The 15,498-nt window shown below is 62.3% G+C and carries 16 protein-coding genes and 1 pseudogene; 9 read left to right on the plus strand and 8 right to left on the minus strand.

All coding sequences use genetic code 11. The annotated features are described in order from the left end of the window. Positions 1-167: 167 nt before the first annotated feature. Genes JYG34_RS09185 through JYG34_RS09195 form a run of 3 tightly spaced genes read right to left on the minus strand, consistent with a single transcriptional unit; the run spans position 168 to position 2,601 of the window. Positions 168-1,532 carry an NAD(P)-binding domain-containing protein gene (locus JYG34_RS09185; protein WP_213660394.1) on the minus strand — a complete coding sequence of 455 codons (1,365 nt, stop codon included), beginning with the start codon at positions 1,530-1,532 and terminating at the stop codon, positions 168-170. Continuing rightward, positions 1,529-2,044: an arsinothricin resistance N-acetyltransferase ArsN1 family A gene (locus JYG34_RS09190; RefSeq protein ID WP_051096008.1), complete on the minus strand. Its 516-nt coding sequence runs from the start codon at positions 2,042-2,044 to the stop codon at positions 1,529-1,531. The genes JYG34_RS09185 and JYG34_RS09190 overlap by 4 nt, the downstream gene beginning before the upstream one ends. Before the next feature lie 59 nt (positions 2,045-2,103). Continuing rightward, the gene (locus tag JYG34_RS09195) at positions 2,104-2,601 is read right to left on the minus strand and encodes a MarR family winged helix-turn-helix transcriptional regulator (RefSeq protein ID WP_213660395.1); all 498 of its coding nucleotides are present in this window, start codon (positions 2,599-2,601) and stop codon (positions 2,104-2,106) included. Positions 2,602-2,786: 185 nt separating this feature from the next. Here JYG34_RS09195 and JYG34_RS09200 point away from each other — a divergent pair, with 185 nt between their 5' ends. Both JYG34_RS09200 and greB read left to right on the plus strand, forming a co-directional pair. Then, the gene (locus JYG34_RS09200; protein WP_349629317.1) at positions 2,787-3,932 is read left to right on the plus strand and encodes an MFS transporter; all 1,146 of its coding nucleotides are present in this window, start codon (positions 2,787-2,789) and stop codon (positions 3,930-3,932) included. A gap of 157 nt (positions 3,933-4,089) precedes the next feature. Then, a pseudogene (gene greB, locus JYG34_RS09205) lies at positions 4,090-4,498 on the plus strand (transcription elongation factor GreB). Between the two features lie 110 nt (positions 4,499-4,608). On the opposite strand, the gene JYG34_RS09210 reads toward greB, so the two are convergent. Beyond that, entirely contained in the window at positions 4,609-7,116 is a 2,508-nt protein-coding gene (locus JYG34_RS09210) for an ABC transporter permease (protein ID WP_213660397.1), read from the minus strand. Continuing rightward, positions 7,116-7,799 (minus strand): ABC transporter ATP-binding protein, encoded by a 684-nt coding sequence (locus JYG34_RS09215; protein WP_213660398.1) that lies wholly within the window; start codon positions 7,797-7,799, stop codon positions 7,116-7,118. Before JYG34_RS09215 ends, JYG34_RS09210 begins: the two co-directional genes overlap by 1 nt. 10 nt (positions 7,800-7,809) lie before the next feature. Between JYG34_RS09215 and JYG34_RS09220 the strand changes: the two genes are divergently transcribed. The 3 genes from JYG34_RS09220 to JYG34_RS09230 all read left to right on the plus strand — a co-directional run bounded on the left by JYG34_RS09220 (position 7,810) and on the right by JYG34_RS09230 (position 9,838). Continuing rightward, entirely contained in the window at positions 7,810-8,415 is a 606-nt protein-coding gene (locus JYG34_RS09220; protein ID WP_213660399.1) for an arylesterase, read from the plus strand. Between the two features lie 58 nt (positions 8,416-8,473). Then, on the plus strand, positions 8,474-8,755 hold the full coding sequence (locus JYG34_RS09225; RefSeq protein WP_213660400.1) for a hypothetical protein: 282 nt from the start codon (positions 8,474-8,476) through the stop codon (positions 8,753-8,755). Between the two features lie 105 nt (positions 8,756-8,860). Then, positions 8,861-9,838: a L,D-transpeptidase family protein gene (locus tag JYG34_RS09230; RefSeq protein WP_213660401.1), complete on the plus strand. Its 978-nt coding sequence runs from the start codon at positions 8,861-8,863 to the stop codon at positions 9,836-9,838. Between the two features lie 131 nt (positions 9,839-9,969). On the opposite strand, the gene oprI is transcribed toward JYG34_RS09230, so the two are convergent. Further along, positions 9,970-10,221, minus strand: coding sequence for an outer membrane lipoprotei OprI (gene oprI, locus JYG34_RS09235; protein ID WP_003259780.1), 252 nt, complete (start codon positions 10,219-10,221; stop codon positions 9,970-9,972). Between the two features lie 502 nt (positions 10,222-10,723). Between oprI and JYG34_RS09240 the strand changes: the two genes are divergently transcribed. After that, the gene (locus JYG34_RS09240) at positions 10,724-11,005 is read left to right on the plus strand and encodes a GNAT family N-acetyltransferase (protein WP_011533135.1); all 282 of its coding nucleotides are present in this window, start codon (positions 10,724-10,726) and stop codon (positions 11,003-11,005) included. A 57-nt stretch (positions 11,006-11,062) separates the two neighbouring features. Here the strand turns inward: JYG34_RS09240 and JYG34_RS09245 are convergent, their stop codons facing one another. Beyond that, entirely contained in the window at positions 11,063-12,139 is a 1,077-nt protein-coding gene (locus JYG34_RS09245; RefSeq protein WP_011533136.1) for a 3-deoxy-7-phosphoheptulonate synthase, read from the minus strand. A 158-nt stretch (positions 12,140-12,297) separates the two neighbouring features. Continuing rightward, positions 12,298-12,732 carry a PilZ domain-containing protein gene (locus tag JYG34_RS09250; RefSeq protein ID WP_213660402.1) on the minus strand — a complete coding sequence of 145 codons (435 nt, stop codon included), beginning with the start codon at positions 12,730-12,732 and terminating at the stop codon, positions 12,298-12,300. A 121-nt stretch (positions 12,733-12,853) separates the two neighbouring features. Here JYG34_RS09250 and JYG34_RS09255 point away from each other — a divergent pair, with 121 nt between their 5' ends. From JYG34_RS09255 to cysB, 3 genes are all read left to right on the plus strand, one after another. Further along, positions 12,854-13,795 carry a putative 2-dehydropantoate 2-reductase gene (locus tag JYG34_RS09255; RefSeq protein WP_213660403.1) on the plus strand — a complete coding sequence of 314 codons (942 nt, stop codon included), beginning with the start codon at positions 12,854-12,856 and terminating at the stop codon, positions 13,793-13,795. A 104-nt stretch (positions 13,796-13,899) separates the two neighbouring features. After that, positions 13,900-14,397 carry a universal stress protein gene (locus tag JYG34_RS09260; protein WP_213660404.1) on the plus strand — a complete coding sequence of 166 codons (498 nt, stop codon included), beginning with the start codon at positions 13,900-13,902 and terminating at the stop codon, positions 14,395-14,397. A 126-nt stretch (positions 14,398-14,523) separates the two neighbouring features. After that, complete coding sequence (gene cysB, locus JYG34_RS09265) at positions 14,524-15,498, plus strand: HTH-type transcriptional regulator CysB (RefSeq protein WP_011533140.1); 975 nt, start codon at positions 14,524-14,526, stop codon at positions 15,496-15,498.

Consider the following 15,498-nt stretch of genomic DNA (forward strand, 5'->3'; position numbering starts at 1 on the left):
TCAACCCAATGCAATGTAGGCAAAGCTGGTGATTCTGCTCCCAAATTTTCGTCCCCGCTAGATCCACTTCCGGCGTCGGACTGGTGGGCCGCTCTCAGTCGCCAGAGACTAAAGCGCCCCGCCAGATCTGAGCTCTGGCAGGGCCTAGTTGCCCCCTAACTGCAGCCTCAGGTGTTGCCCACCTGTGTACAGCAGCTAGCTTTCTCAACAGAAGGAATGGTCGAAGGTCCAGGTGAATCGCAGCAACTGGCCTGAGGCGCGGGCTCGGGCGCGCAGCAGTTGGAAGCATCACCTTGGTCCTCGAACTGAAGGCTGCAGACACCGGTTTCGGGCAGTTCGAGCTCGACACGCCGTGCAGCTTCCCAGTCTCCTGCAAGCCCGGCCATGATTGAGCGCACCTGCTCATACCCGGTAATCATCAGGAATGTCGGAGCACGGCCGTAGCTTTTCATGCCCACGATAAAGATGCCTGCGTCAGGATGAGAGAGCTCATCGATGCCATGGGGGCGAACGGTACCGCAGCTGTGCTCATTTGGGTCGATCAACGGGGCCAACTGAACAGGGCTCTGTGTAGCGGGGTCGATGGCCAGTCGTAGCTCGCCCAGAAGCTGCAGGTTTGGGCGGAAGCCCGTGGCGACGATGATCTCATCCACCTCTGGCAGAGCTTGGCCATTGCTGTGCACGACCAGCCCCTGCTCGGTCGTGTCGACCTGGCTGATGGAGATGTCCTGGTGTAGCGAGATCTTTCCTTGTTCGAGCAATGCACGGATTCGCAGACCCAGGCTGCCGCGTTCGGCCAATTTGTCATTGGCACCACCTCCCAGAATTTTACCTAGCGAGTGTCCGCGAATAGCCCACGAAACCTGGGTGCCGGGCAGTTGGACCAGATCCTGAAGAGCGTTGAATGCCGAGTGTCCGCCACCTACAACCAGCACTCGGCGCCCGAGATAACGATCGCGCGCATTGTCGCTGACATCGGGAATCCCATAGGCAATATGCGCTTTGGCGTTCAACTCTCCCAATGCCGGAATGCCGGAGGCGCCCATCCAGTTTGGGGTCTCGTACGTGCCCGACGCATCGATGACTGCCCGAGCCTGGATGTCTTGCTCACCCTTTGGCCCTTTAACACGCACCAGGAACGCGGCAGATTCGCGGCCTTTGGTTTTCTGCACATCAGCGCCGACTTTCGTCACAGCAGTGACGCGAGAGTTCAGATGAAGTCGTTCCTTGATGACTGGCAGCTCAGCTAGCGGGAGCAAGTAGTGATCCAGCAGTTCACGACCTGTGGGGTACGCGTCGGAATCAGGCGCTTGCCAGCCCGTTGCCGACAGTAACTTTTCAGCCTCCTTGTCTACGTTGTATTCCCAGGGCGAGAACATGCTGACGTGGCCCCATTGGCTGATGCTTTCTCCAGCCTGGCTGCCTGCTTCAAAAATGAGTGGGTTCATACCCCGGGCCAGTGCGTGCGCAGCAGTCGCCAGCCCCACGGGGCCGGCGCCGATGATTACGATGGGAAGATCAGATTGGCTCATGCTCGTTCTCCTGTGTCAGGTTGGTTGGAGGGGAAGACTCGTTCAACGATGGCGCAATCAAGCCAGCGTCCTTCAAGGCATGCGTGTTTCTCATAGACTCCGACCTTTCTGAAACCGCAGGACTGGCAGAGCGCGAGGCTCGCTTCGTTGAAGGTGAAAATGCGGGAAAGGACTTTCCAGAAGCCCCGTGCTTCTGCTTCGCTCAACAGTGCGTTCAGCAGTGCCTTGCCGATGCCACGCCCACGGACATCTCGCCGCAGGTAAATCGAGAAATCAGCGATGCCGGCATAGCAGGAGCGCGCCCGGTAGCTGCTTAGGTTTGCCCACGCCACTACTGCGCCGTCCAGCTCGACGACCAGCACCGGGAAGCGAGACATATCGGCAACCCAGGGCTGTACATCCATAGCGGTTCGAGGCTGGGTCTCAAACGTAGAGCTACGGTCATCGATCCCTTGGTTGTAAATCTCGGCGATGGCCTGAACATCACCGAGCTGAGCGGGGCGAATGTGCATCTGGCTTCCTTTTAAGTTGGTAGTGACAACAATTCGGATAAAAAAGGGGGATTTCCCCCTCATTTTTCTTGCGACTGAGCTGAGCAACTCTCGTTTGCCAAGCCACAACGAACCTCAGCAGCGCGGGTCAACTGCCGCAGGAGCGTAAGGGCTCCCTGGCGTACCTCCGGTGCCATGCAACTGATCATCGCCTTTTCTTCATTGATGAGATCATCGCGGATGCGCTCATACAGGACGGCACCGGCTTCGGTAGCCTGGACCCGCACGGCACGGCGGTCTTCCGGATCTTCCACACGGGAGACATACCCTTTGCGCTCCAGAGTATCGACGACACGGCTGGCCGTGCTCTTGTCCAGGAACATTTCCTCGGCCAGGGCCTGCAGACGTAGTGGTCCCTGTTTCACCAAGGTCTCGATGGCGTAGCACTGGGTGACGGATACGTCATAGCAGCAGATGCGATCGCGATCCCTGAACTGGTAGACGCGCACCAGCTGGTTTAGAGCTTCGTAGAGGTCTTCAGCATCACGGCTAAGGTCGTCGTTGTGCTTGGTGAGCATGTCATTTCCAGTTAGTTGTTACCTGCAACAATATGGGCGATGAGCGCACTCGTCAACTGACCGGTCATCAGATTGACCTTTCAAAGCTCCGTCGACTACATTGGTTGTTACTAACAACCATAACAAGGACTGCCGTGACTCGACATGAACAGCTCCTGCCAGCCAGCGTGGGCCGCACTCGGTTGGTGTTCACCTTGGGCATCACCCAGATCTTGGCTTGGGCGTCGACGTTCTACCTGCCGGCAGTCCTGGCAGGTCCAATTGCTCGCGATATGGGCTGGTCTCTATCGTTTGTCGTGGGCGGACTGTCCTGGGGCATGCTGGTTGCTGGGCTTTTCTCTCCACTGGCTGGCCGATTGATTGATCGCCGCGGCGGGCGCTTGGTCCTTGTCTTCAGCTCGTTGATGCTGGGTGCAGGGCTCATGGTGATGTCGATCGCCAGCTCTCTGTGGCTCTATTACATGGCTTGGTCGCTCCTCGGCGTAGCCATGGCCACGGGTTTGTACGACGCGGCATTTGCCACTCTGGGGACGTTGCTGGGAGAGCGTGCTCGGGGTGCAATAACGGGACTGACCTTAATTGGCGGCTTTGCCAGCACTGTCGGATGGCCCGCGCTGGCAGCGTTGGAGTCTTGGATCGGCTGGCGGGATACCTGCTTGGTGCTTGCTGCGATTCATGTTGTGGTTGGCTTGCCTGTTCATTGGCTGGCGGTGCCGAAACCGCTCGGCTCAGGAGAAGAATCAACCTCGAAAAAAGGGGTAGCAGTGACGCTCGATGAAGGTAGCCGCCGCCTTTTCTGGCTTGTTGCAGGACTGCTGACGGTAGTCGCTTTCGTCATGGCCAGCCTCTCGGTTCACCTGCTCGCGGCGCTCAAGCAACTGGGCCTGCCAACGGTCACGGTATTGGCGGTCGGGATGGTCATTGGACCGGCCCAGGTGGTTGCCAGGGTGTTGGAGTTTTCGATTGCCCGGCATCTTCATCCGAGCTGGTCGGCTCGTGTCGGTGTGATGGTAAGCCTCATCGGCATCTGCCTGTTTATCCCTGGTGTGCCTTGGCTGGCATTTCCTGGAGCGGCACTTTATGGCGCGGGTATGGGAATTCTGACTATCGCCAGAGGCACATTACCGTTGGTGCTTTTTGGTCCTCAGGGCTACGGCGCCCGGATGGGAGCACTTGCGCGGCCCATGCTTCTCGCACAGGCCGCAGGTCCATTTGCTGCGGCCATTGTGTTGAGCGCTCAGGGCGCTCCTGCAATGCTTTTGCTGATGGCGATGATGATCGCGGTGGCACTCTGGGGAAGCATCAAGCTGCCCACAGAAACTCATTTATGACCAGCAATAAGGGGCTTACAAATTGGCTGCTTACGGTCCAAAAACAGAGGGGGCCGTACTGATCGCCTCCAACCCACGGCTGCCGCTAAGCCGGCGTAACCGCACCGAAGCTAGGTAGCTTCTGCTTTGATCTACGACGAAGCGAACCGAAGATGATCTGGAGCGTTTGTATCGTCCGGCCATCCTACGAGGAACTAGCCCTGTGAATAGTATGTTTCGATCTGGGGCCCTAATACCAGTACAACAAGAAGCTGTTGCGCGAGATCGATCGTCGCGTGCGCTATCTGCGCAAGCGCCTGGAGGACGTCAAGGTCGTCACCTATTCACCGCAGCAGGAAGGCAAGGTGTTCTTCGGGGCCTGGGTCGAGATCGAGAACGACGAGGGCGAGCAACTGAAGTTTCGTATCGTCGGTTATGACGAGATTCATGGGCGTAACGACTACATCTCCATCGATTCGCCCATGGCCCGTGCCCTGCTCAAGAAAGAGGAGGGCGACGAGGTGGTGGTGCACACGCCCACGGGCGAGGCTACTTGGTATGTCAATACCATCAGTTACAACCCATAGCGCTTGGCGCGACCTTTGTGGGAGCGGCTTCAGCCGCGATCACCCGCGAAGCGGGTGCCAGGTACGCGGCGCTCCCATCGCGGCTGAAGCCGCTCCTACAGAGGTGAACCTCAGCTTTCCCGCAACACCGCCAGCGGGCTGGCATTGAGTGCCCGACGTGTTCCGATTACACCGGCACCGCCGACCAAAATTGCGCCTGCCAGTGGCAGCAGCAGTAACCATGGGTGCGGTGCCCAGTGCAGGTCGAAGGCATAGCGATACAGTGCCCAGGTGATCAGTTCGCAACCCAGTGCGGCCAGCACGCCGCTGGCCGCCCCGAGCAGGCCGAACTCGATGCGCCGCGCCTTGACCAGCAGCGGTCGCGTAGCCCCCAGCGCACGCAGCAGCGCCCCCTGGCGGATACGCTCGTCGAGTGTCGCCTGCAGTCCGGCGAACAACACCGCCAGTCCGGCCGCCAGCACGAACAACAGCACATACTCCACCGCCAGGGTGACCTGGGCGAGGATGCTGCGCAGTTGGGCGAGCAGGGCATCGACCTGGAGGATGGTCACCGCCGGGAAGGCGCGTGACAGGGCCACCACTTCCTGGTCATGCCCTGGCGCCAGGTAGAAGCTGGTCAGGTAGGTGGTGGGCAGCCCCTGCAAGGTGCCGGGTTGGAAGATCATGTAGAAGTTCGGCTGGAAGCTGTCCCAGTGCACCGTGCGCAGGCTGCTGACGCGGGCCTGGCGTTGCTGGCCGCCGATGTCGAAGGTCAGCAGGTCGCCCAATTGCAGCTTGAGGCTCTGGGCCAGTTCTGCCTCCACGGAGACGCCGGGCACCTGGTCGCTGGAAGGTGCCTGTTGCCACCAGGTGCCGGCACTCAGGGCATTGCCCTGGGGCAACTCGGCCGCCCAGGTGAGGCTGAGGTCGCGCTGGATGGCGCGCTCGCCGGTGGACTCCTTGCTCACCAACTGACGGACCGGTTGATCGCCGATGTGCGTGAGGCGCCCGGGTATCACCGGGTACAGCGGCGCGGAAGTGGCATTGATCTGTGCCAGGCGCTCGGCGAAGGGCTGGCGATCGTCGGCGAGAATGTTCAGGGCGAAATGGTTGGGGGCATCCTTGGGCAACTGTGCCTGCCAGGTGTCGAGCAGTTCCGCGCGCAGCAAGGCGACCAGCCCCATGGCCAGCAGGATCAGGCCGAAGGCCAAGGTCTGGCCGGCGGCGGCCAGCGGGTGACGCAGCAACTGCCCCAGTCCCAGGCGCCAGGGGAGTGGGGCGTCGGCCAGAAGGCGGCGCAGGTTACGTAGCCCGAGCAGCAGCAGGCCGCCGAGCAGCAGGGCGGCGATCAACCCGCCACCGAGCAAGGCGAAGGTGAGCAGCAAGTCCAGGCTCAGGCGCCACATGATCAGGCCTAGGGCAAGCAGGGCGGCGCCATACACCAGCCAACTGCTGGGAGGGATCGGTAGCAAGTCGCGACGCAGTACACGCAAGGGCGGTACCCGGCCCAAGGCAGCCAGTGGGGGCAGGGCGAAACCGGCCAGTGCCACCAGGCCGGTACCGATCCCGGCCAGCGCTGGCGTGAGGCCGCCGGGTGGTACCTGGCTGGGCAGCAGGCCGGCAAGCAGGTGGAACAGCCCCAGTTGCGCCAGCCAGCCAAGCAGGGCGCCAGCGAGTGCCGCGGCCACGCCGAGCATGGCCAGTTGCAGGCAATAAAGGCCCAGAGCCTGGTGCCGGGACAATCCGAGGCAGCGCAACAACGCGCTGGCATCCAGACGCCGCGCGGCATAGCGCGAAGCCGACAGGGCCACGGCGACGCCAGCCAGCAGCACGGCTACCAGGCTGGCCATGTTCAGGTAGCGTTCGGCCTTGCCCAGGGCGCCGCCGATCTGCCGGTTGCCGTCACGGGTATCAAGCAAGCGCTGGTTGGCTGCCAAGTTGCTCTCGGTGATCTGGCGATACTGCGCCAGGGACTCGACATCGCCGCGCCAGAGGTCGCGGTAGCTGACCCGGCTGCCTGGCTGGACGACACCGGTGGCGTCAAGATCGGCGAGGTTCATCAGCACCCGTGGGGTGAGGCTGTAGAAGTTGTTGGCGCGGTCCGGCTCGTAGGTGAGCACGCGGCTCATGCGCAAGGTCTTCATGCCCACATCGATACTGTCGCCAATCGCCAGCCCGAGGGCCGCCAGCAGGCGTGGCTCGACCCAGGCCTCGCCCGGCGCCGGCCCGCCACCGACTGCCTCCTGCGCATAGGGTGCTGGTGCGCTGCGCAGTTGGCCGCGTAGCGGGTAAGCGGGGTCGGTGGCCTTGATGCTCGACAGCTGGATGCCGCTGTCACCACCGACCACGCTGGTGAACTCCACCACCCGCGCATGGCTCAGGCCCAGTGAGGCACCGCTGGCAATCTGTTGTTCGGTCGGCGGGGCGCTACCCTGCAGGACAAGGTCGGCACCGAGGAACTCGCTGGCACGCAGTTGCATGGCGCCATTGAGCCGCGCGCCGAAATAGCCGATGGCGGTGCTGGCGGCCACTGCCACGAACAAGGCGAAGAACAGCACCCGCACCTCGCTGGCGCGAGCATCACGCAGCAGTTGACGCAGGGCCAGGACGCAAAGGCGCGGTAAAGACAGTCGGGTCATCATGGCTCCAGGGGCGCCACCAGGCGACCGGCGTCCAGGCGGATCCGGCGCCGGCAGCGGGTGGCCAGGCGCTCGTCGTGGGTGACCAGCACCAGCGTGGTGCCACGCTCCTGGTTCAGCTCGAACAACAGGTCGCTGATGCGCTCGCCGGTGTGGCTGTCGAGGTTGCCGGTGGGCTCGTCGGCGAACAGCACCGCCGGTTGCGCAGCGAAGGCACGGGCGATCGCCACCCGTTGCTGCTCGCCGCCGGAGAGCTGGCGTGGCGTGTGGCTCAGGCGCTGGCCCAGGCCGACCCGCTCAAGCAGGCTGCGGGCGTGTTCGCGGGCGTCACGACGGCCATCCAGCTCCAGCGGCAGCATGACGTTCTCCAGGGCATTGAGGCTGTCGAGCAGCTGGAACGACTGGAACACGAAACCGACATGCTCGGCGCGCACCCGGGCGCGCTGGTCTTCGTCCAGCGGTCCAAGGTCGTGGCCGGCCAGTACGACCTTGCCGGCGCTGGGGCGGTCGAGGCCGGCGAGCAGGCCGAGCAGCGTCGACTTGCCCGAGCCCGACGCGCCGACGATGGCCAGGCTGTCGCCCTGGGCGAGGTCGAGGGAGAGGGCGTGGAGGATGGTCAGGTCGCCTTCCGCGCTGGGGACCACTTTGCTAAGGTGCTGCGCAACGAGAATGCTGGGGCCCATGGAGAATCCGATGCGAATATGGTGGTTGAGTGCCGGGCTTGCCCTGTATTGCCTGGCCCAGGGCGCGGTGGCCGGAACCGTGCTGGTCGTTGGCGATAGTATCAGCGCCGGTTTTGGCCTGGATACCCGCGAGGGATGGGTTGAGCTGTTGCAGCAGCGCCTGAAGAACGAGGGTTTCGACGACCAGGTGGTCAATGCCTCGATCAGTGGCGACACCAGCGCGGGTGGTCGGGCGCGGCTGCCGGCGCTGCTTGTAGCGCACAAGCCGGATCTAGTGGTGTTGGAGTTGGGGGGCAATGATGGCCTGCGCGGGCAGCCGCCACAGCAATTGCAACAAAATCTTGCCCTGATGATCGATCGTGCCCGTGAGGCCGGGGCCAGGGTCGTGCTGCTGGGCATGCGCCTGCCACCCAACTACGGCGTGCGTTACACCAGCGCCTTCGCCCAGGTGTACGAACAGCTGGCCACAGACAAGCAGGTACCGTTGGTACCGTTTTTCCTGGAGGGTGTGGGCGGGGTGCCGGCGATGATGCAGGCCGATGGTATCCACCCGGCGCCGGTCGCCCAGCAGCGCTTGCTGGAAAATGCCTGGCCGACGATAAAACCCTTGTTGTGACGCTTTAATCGGGGGCCGCTTTCAGATACTGTTGCGCCCCCCGTTTCGAGTGCCCCCGATGCCGCGTCCCGCCTGGTCCCTGTACGCTTATCAACTGATCGAGCCCGACGAGCAGCTGGACCTGTTCGCCTGCCAGGAAGTGCGCATTCACCTGGCGGCCCGCCAGTTCGAGCTGGGCGTGCCGGTCGACCGGACCCTGTGCGGCGGCCTGCTGCCTGCGCAGCCGCGCTGGTCGGGGGTGGAGCGCACGATCTATCGCGACGATCGCCTGTGCCTGCTGTGCAAGGCGATCCTCGATGCCCAGCGGCGCGGCATGCGCCCGGTGTGGCCGGAACTCTGAGCGCCTTTCATCATCTGAAACGCTTGCAGGGCGCCTGTGCCTCCCGCTTGTTTCCGCGCGGGTGTACAATCGATCTCTTGACTGAACTTTCGAAGGATTTACCGGATGTTGCCGCGCTTTCCCGCCGTCACCCGTAGCCTCTCGCTTGCCGCCTTGCTGGTGGCGGGCCCCGCTGTTGCGCTGGAACTGCCGTTGCCACCTCCCGGTGAGGACGTCGTCGGCCAGGTCCAGACCATCAAGGCCAAGTACGAAGACACCTTCGCCGATATCGGTACCGCCAACGACCTTGGCTACCTCGAGATGATCGCCGCCAACCCGGGTGTCGACCCGTGGCTGCCGGGTGCCGGCACCGAAATCGTCCTGCCCACCCGCTACGTCCTGCCGCCAGGGCCACGCGAAGGCATCGTGATCAACCTCGCCGAGTACCGCCTGTACTACTACCCGAAAGGGCAGAGCGTGGTGCACACCTTCCCCCTGGGTATCGGCCGTGAGGGGTGGGGCTCGCCAATCGCCAACACCAAGATCACCGCCAAGACCCCGAACCCGACCTGGACCCCGCCAGCCTCGATCCGTGCCGAGCATGCCGCCGATGGCGATATCCTGCCTGCGGTGGTGCCGGCGGGCCCCGACAACCCGCTGGGCCCGTTCAAGTTCACCCTGGGGGTGCCGGGCTACCTGATCCATGGTTCGAACAAGAAGTTCGGCATCGGCATGCGCACCAGCCACGGCTGCTTCCGCATGCTCAACAACAATGTGCTGGAGCTGTCGAAGATGGTGCCGGTGGGTACGCCGGTGCGAATCATCAACGAGCCCTACAAGTTCGGTATCAGTGGCGGCAAGGTCTATCTCGAGGCGCACACACCGCTGGACGACCATGGCAACCCGTCGGTGGTCGACAAGCACACCGCTGTCATCAACGCCTTGCTCAAGCGTGAAGACCTGGCCAACAACTTGCGCATGAACTGGGACATGGTGCGTGACGTGGTTGCCGCTGAAGATGGCATGCCCGTTGAAATCGCCGTGCCGGTCGGTAGCGCTGCCGGTGCGCCGATCGTGTCGAGCATTCCGCTCGAACTGCAGTAAGCCATTTCGTACTACTCTCGAGGGCCTGCCTTAGTGCAGGCCCTTTTTTGTTTGTGTGGCCTGGCGTTCTTCGGGCAATAAAAAAAGCCGACCCACAAGTGGGTCGGCTCCATAACAATCCGTGAGGATTATTACTTGCGGCTGGCTTTGTCCAGCATACGCAGAGCGCGCTCGTTGGCTTCGTCAGCGGTCTGCTGAGCCTTCTGAGCAGCTGCCAGAGCGTCATCAGCTTTGCGGTAGGCTTCGTCTGCACGAGCCTGGGCGCGAGCTGCTGCGTCTTCGGTAGCAGTCAGGCGAGCTTCGGTTTCTTTGGATACGCTGCTGCAACCGGTAGCCAGAACTGCGGCCAGAGCCAGAGCAGAGAATTTCAGAACGTTGTTCATCGTGTTCCCCTTCAAGGACTTTCTATTAAAGAGCCATCTCTCGGAAAAGAGAAACTGGCCGGCGTACATAGTACCCATTACTTGTAGTAAGTAAACTGACTGAGCGCAAGAACTGCAAAAAAAATGTCGCGATGGGGGGCGCGCGACGGGGTTTGTGAGCAAAGTGTGAAAATCTTGCACGGCGTTCGCAAGCGATTGTAGTACGGGAACTTTTTTGTTGAACTAACGGTGACTTTAACTGTCGGTTGACGTCTTAGCCCTAGAACATCCGGTTGCTGTTGTCTGGCCAGGGCATGATCGGGGAGGTTGCTGTCAGCATTTTCATACGTGATGCCTTGAGCAATCTTGCAGGCGCCGCCTACTATTTGAGGGTGCCATGCACGGCAGAACGATGCAGATCGTCCCGCTGTCCAACGGCCAACAGGTGGCGTAGAGGTTCCTCCGCCGGATAACCCCCATCGGTAAGGTAAGGGTCTGCCGACAAGACCTGCGAGGAGTAGTGATGAGCGAGACGCTGACCATCCACCATGACCAGGCGGGTCATCAGTTCGAGACCACCGTGGACGGTCACCGGGCCTACCTGACGTATATGGACCTGGGCAAGCAGACGCTGGATATCTATCGCACCTTCGTGCCCAATGCCTTGCGTGGCCGCGGGATCGCCGCCGCGCTGACCGAAGAGGCCCTGGCCTATGCCGAGCAGATGGGCTATACGGTGATTCCGTCCTGCTCCTACGTCGAGCGCTACATGGAGCGCCAGCAGCGCCACTCGAGCAAGGTCTGATCAGGTCTCACGCATGAAAACGCCGGGCATTGCCCGGCGTTTTCGTTTGCGTGGCGGTCAGCCGCGCTGGCGCTTGGGGAGTACGTCCTTGAGCTTGGCGTGCATGCTGCGCAAGGTTTTCTCGGTGGCCGCCCAGTCGATGCAGGCGTCGGTCACCGACACGCCGTACTGCAGCTCGTCGAGGTTCTTCGGAATGGCCTGGCAGCCCCAGTTCAGGTGGCTCTCGACCATCAGGCCGATGATCGACTGGTTGCCTTCGAGGATCTGGTTGGCGACGTTTTCCATCACCAGCGGCTGCAGGGCCGGATCCTTGTTGGAGTTGGCGTGGCTGCAGTCGACCATGATGTTGGGTTTGATCTTGGCCTTGGCCAGGTCTTGTTCGCACAGGGCGACGCTGACCGAGTCGTAGTTGGGCTTGCCGTTGCCGCCGCGCAGCACCACGTGGCCGTAGGCGTTGCCTTTGGTGGTGACGATCGATACGCCGCCTTCCTGGTTGATACCGAGGAAACGGTGCGGCTTGGAGACCGATTGCAGGGCGTTGATCGCCACGGTCAGGCCGCCGTCGGTACCGTTCTTGAAGCCGACCGCCGACGACAGGCCCGAGGCCATTTCGCGGTGGGTTTGCGATTCGGTGGTGCGGGCACCGATGGCCGACCAGCTGATCAGGTCCTGGAGGTACTGCGGGGAAATCGGGTCGAGCGCTTCGGTGGCGGTGGGCAGGCCCTTTTCCGCGAGATCCAGCAGCAACTGGCGACCGATGTGCAGGCCGTCCTGGATCTTGAACGAGTCATCCAGGTACGGGTCGTTGATCAGGCCTTTCCAGCCCACCGTGGTGCGCGGTTTCTCGAAGTAGACGCGCATTACCAGATAGAGGGTGTCGGAGACTTCTTCGGCCAGCACCTTGAGGCGCTCGGCATATTCGTGGGCGGCCTTGATGTCATGGATCGAGCAGGGGCCGACCACGACGAACAGGCGATGATCCTTGCCGTCGAGGATATTGCGCACCACTTCGCGGCCGGCAGTCACGGTCTGCAGGGCCTTGGCGCTGAGGGGGATTTCCTTCTTGAGCTGATCAGGGGTGATCAAGGTCTCGTTGGAGGCAACGTTCAAGTCATCGATCGGTAAATCAGCCATCGTGTTACTCGTCAGGTCACGGGTGCCGGCCGCCAGCAATCCCCGTGCGGCCCAGCAGCAGTTTGTTCGCAGCGGGGAGCCCCGAACCTTAACGCGTTAGCGGGGGCACGACAATGGCCTGGGCCCGTAATCACGGGGTTTTTACAGGCGAAGCGGGCTCAGGTGGGTGAGGGCGTGTGCAGGCTGGCCTCGGAGAAGGCATCGGCGTGCTGGTCGACCCACTGCGCGGCCAGGCGCTGGGTGGTGTCGCTGTCCAGCTCGCCGGGTACTTGCTGCTGGCAATAGTGATGGATCTGGCATACCTGTTCGCTCATGCGCGCGGCGAACAGCGCCTGGCTGTCGGTGAAGGCCACGCCCACCCGATAGCCCGCGTCGAGCTTCTGGCACCAGGCGACATAGCCGGGGTAGCGTGCATCCAGCCCCAGCGAGGGCATCAGCACCTCCACCGCAGTACCGCGCCGGTAAGCACGAGGCTGGTTGCAGGCTATGCCGCCGAGGCCTTGGGTGTAGAGGTGGCGACGAAAGAGGCTGGATGATGGACGCAGGGCCAGTTCGACAGGAATATCATCGGGATGGGGCAGGTAGACGCACATGCTCGACTCCGTGTCGATTATTTGACCTTCATTGCCCCAGTATAGTGAGGGATCGAAAAACGGCTGGTTTGCGTGTAGAAAAACCGGACAAACAACAACGACACCCGACCAGGAGTGCAGCATGGTCCCTCGCAATATCCGTATCGGTATCATTGGCAGCGGCGCCATCGGTGGCTTCTATGGGCTGATGCTCGCCCGCGCCGGGTTCGATGTGCATTTTCTTTTGCGCAGCGAGTATGACGTGGTGCGCACCCAGGGCCTGAAACTCGACAGTGCTGTGCATGGCCAGCTACGGCTGGACAACGTGCAGGCCTATGCCTCGGCCACCGACATGCCCCCCTGCGACTGGTTGCTGGTCGCAGCGAAGGCCACCAGCAATGCCGAGTTGGCGCCACTGATCGTCCAGGTGGCGGCGCCGGGTGCAAAGGTGGTGCTGCTGCAGAACGGCCTGGGGATGGAGGATCAGTTGCGGCCTGCCCTGCGTTCGGACATGCATCTGCTCGGCGGGCTCTGCTTTATCTGCGTGAACCGGGAGCGTCCCGGGGAAATCCGCCACCAGGCATTGGGTGCGGTCAACCTGGGTTATCACAGCGGGCCGGGTGGCCTTGCGGTGGTGGAAGAGGGGGCCGCACTGTTCCATGCCGCAGGGATCGACTCCCAGGCCATGACCGATCTCAACCAGGCGCGCTGGCAGAAGCTGGTCTGGAACGTCCCCTACAACGGTCTTTCGGTGCTGCTGGAAGCCAGCACCACGCCCTTGATGAATGACCCCGACAGTCGTGCGCTGATCCAGGCGTTGATGGCCGAAGTGGTCGAGGGGGCCAAGGCGTGCGGGCATGAATTGCCGCAGGGGTACGCCGCCCATTTGTTCCGCGTCACCGAGCAGATGCCGGACTACTGGCCGAGCATGTACCACGACCATGTCCAGCAGCGGCCGCTGGAACTGCTGGCGATCTATGGCGAACCCCTGGCCCGCGCGAGGGCGGCCGGATGCAACCTGTCGCGCATGGAAGCGCTGTACCAGGCGCTGGCGTTCGTCGACCGGCGCAATCGCATGCCTTGACCCTCCCGCAGCCCGCGTCGGCAGCGCGCTGGACGGCAAGGCGCCAGTCCAGCGCGCTGCTAAGCTGAACCTTGCTCTGCCGCAGCGGCAGTCGAGGAGGTCGAATGATCCGTTCCATGCTGTACGCCACTGACCTCGGTGTGTACGCGCCTTTTGTCATGCAGCACGCGCTGGCGCTGGCGCGGACCTTCAACGCGGAGCTGTATGTCATCCACGCGGTCGAACCCATGGGGCAGTTCGCCGAATCCCTCCTGCAGAGCTACCTTGACGAACAGACCCTCGACACGTTGCACAGCGAGGGGGTCAACACGGTAATGGCCAATATCGAGCAGCGGGTGCTGGACAACTTCCGCGAAGAGTTGGGGGAGGCGGCCGATCTTGCGCTGATTCGTGCGGTACGGGTGCGTCAGGGCGACCCGGCACAGGTGATCCTCGAACAGGCGCAGCGCCTGTCGGTCGACTTGCTGATTTTCGGCAGCCACAGCGCGGGCGCGGGGGTGGACGTCCCCATTGGTCGCACGGCGGTGCGGCTGCTGCAACTGTCCCCGGTGCCGGTCTACATGGTGCCGCTCGCCCAGCATCTTGGGCGTAGGAAAGGGTGAAAGTGGTGGTAGGTAATTTCCGGCGATCGTAACAAAATAGTTCTAGATTTATTTCTCAAGCCACTAATATAGTTATAACTCGTCGCTGCCGGCGCGCCGGTGACCTACCGCCTTTGAGGGATATCTATGAAGCTTCAGCAACTGCGCTACATCTGGGAAGTGGCGCACCATGACCTCAACGTTTCCGCGACGGCGCAGAGCCTGTACACCTCCCAGCCCGGCATCAGCAAACAGATCCGCCTGCTCGAGGACGAACTGGGCGTCGAAGTCTTCGCCCGCAGCGGCAAGCACCTGACCCGCGTCACCCCGGCCGGCGAGCGCATCATCAATACCGCCGGCGAGATCCTGCGCAAGGTCGAGAGCATCAAGCAGATCGCCCAGGAATTCTCCAACGAGAAGAAGGGCACGCTGTCCATCGCCACCACTCACACGCAAGCGCGCTATGCCTTGCCGCCGGTGATCAGCAACTTCATCAAGCAATACCCGGAAGTCGCCCTGCACATGCACCAGGGCTCGCCCATGCAGATCGCCGAAATGGCAGCCGATGGCACCGTCGATTTCGCCATTGCCACCGAAGCGCTGGAGCTGTTCGGCGACCTGATCATGATGCCTTGCTACAAGTGGAACCGTTGCGTGGTGGTGCCCCAGGGGCACCCGCTGACCAAGCTGCCGAAGCTGACGCTCGAAGCGGTGGCTGAATACCCGATCGTCACCTACGTGTTCGGCTTCACTGGCCGTTCCAAGCTGGACGAGGCCTTCAATCACCGCGGCCTGACCCCGAAGGTGGTATTCACCGCCGCCGACGCCGACGTGATCAAGACTTATGTACGCCTGGGGTTGGGCGTGGGCATCGTGGCCAAGATGGCGGTCGACCCCAAGCTCGACAGCGACCTGGTGTGCCTGGATGCCAGTGAGCTGTTCGAGGCCAGCATCACCAAGATCGGCTTCCGCCGTGGCACCTTCCTGCGTGGCTTCATGTGCGACTTCATCGAGAAGTTCGCCCCGCACCTGACCCGCGAGGTGATGGCCAAGGCGATCCAGTGCCACAACAAGCAGGAGCTGGAAGAGCTGTTCGAGGGCGTCGAGCTGCCGGTGCACTGA

Source organism: Pseudomonas entomophila (genome assembly GCF_018417595.1).
GTDB classification, from domain to species: domain Bacteria; phylum Pseudomonadota; class Gammaproteobacteria; order Pseudomonadales; family Pseudomonadaceae; genus Aquipseudomonas; species Aquipseudomonas entomophila_C.

Coding starts and splice junctions, on each gene's coding strand:
- JYG34_RS09185 (WP_213660394.1), bottom strand. CDS start 1,532: ATGAGCCAATCTGATCTTCCCATCGTAATCATCGGCGCCGGCCCCGTG.
- JYG34_RS09190 (WP_051096008.1), bottom strand. CDS start 2,044: ATGCACATTCGCCCCGCTCAGCTCGGTGATGTTCAGGCCATCGCCGAG.
- JYG34_RS09195 (WP_213660395.1), bottom strand. CDS start 2,601: ATGCTCACCAAGCACAACGACGACCTTAGCCGTGATGCTGAAGACCTC.
- JYG34_RS09210 (WP_213660397.1), bottom strand. CDS start 7,116: ATGACCCGACTGTCTTTACCGCGCCTTTGCGTCCTGGCCCTGCGTCAA.
- JYG34_RS09215 (WP_213660398.1), bottom strand. CDS start 7,799: ATGGGCCCCAGCATTCTCGTTGCGCAGCACCTTAGCAAAGTGGTCCCC.
- JYG34_RS09220 (WP_213660399.1), top strand. CDS start 7,810: ATGCGAATATGGTGGTTGAGTGCCGGGCTTGCCCTGTATTGCCTGGCC.
- JYG34_RS09225 (WP_213660400.1), top strand. CDS start 8,474: ATGCCGCGTCCCGCCTGGTCCCTGTACGCTTATCAACTGATCGAGCCC.
- JYG34_RS09230 (WP_213660401.1), top strand. CDS start 8,861: ATGTTGCCGCGCTTTCCCGCCGTCACCCGTAGCCTCTCGCTTGCCGCC.
- oprI (WP_003259780.1), bottom strand. CDS start 10,221: ATGAACAACGTTCTGAAATTCTCTGCTCTGGCTCTGGCCGCAGTTCTG.
- JYG34_RS09240 (WP_011533135.1), top strand. CDS start 10,724: ATGAGCGAGACGCTGACCATCCACCATGACCAGGCGGGTCATCAGTTC.
- JYG34_RS09245 (WP_011533136.1), bottom strand. CDS start 12,139: ATGGCTGATTTACCGATCGATGACTTGAACGTTGCCTCCAACGAGACC.
- JYG34_RS09250 (WP_213660402.1), bottom strand. CDS start 12,732: ATGTGCGTCTACCTGCCCCATCCCGATGATATTCCTGTCGAACTGGCC.
- JYG34_RS09255 (WP_213660403.1), top strand. CDS start 12,854: ATGGTCCCTCGCAATATCCGTATCGGTATCATTGGCAGCGGCGCCATC.
- JYG34_RS09260 (WP_213660404.1), top strand. CDS start 13,900: ATGATCCGTTCCATGCTGTACGCCACTGACCTCGGTGTGTACGCGCCT.
- cysB (WP_011533140.1), top strand. CDS start 14,524: ATGAAGCTTCAGCAACTGCGCTACATCTGGGAAGTGGCGCACCATGAC.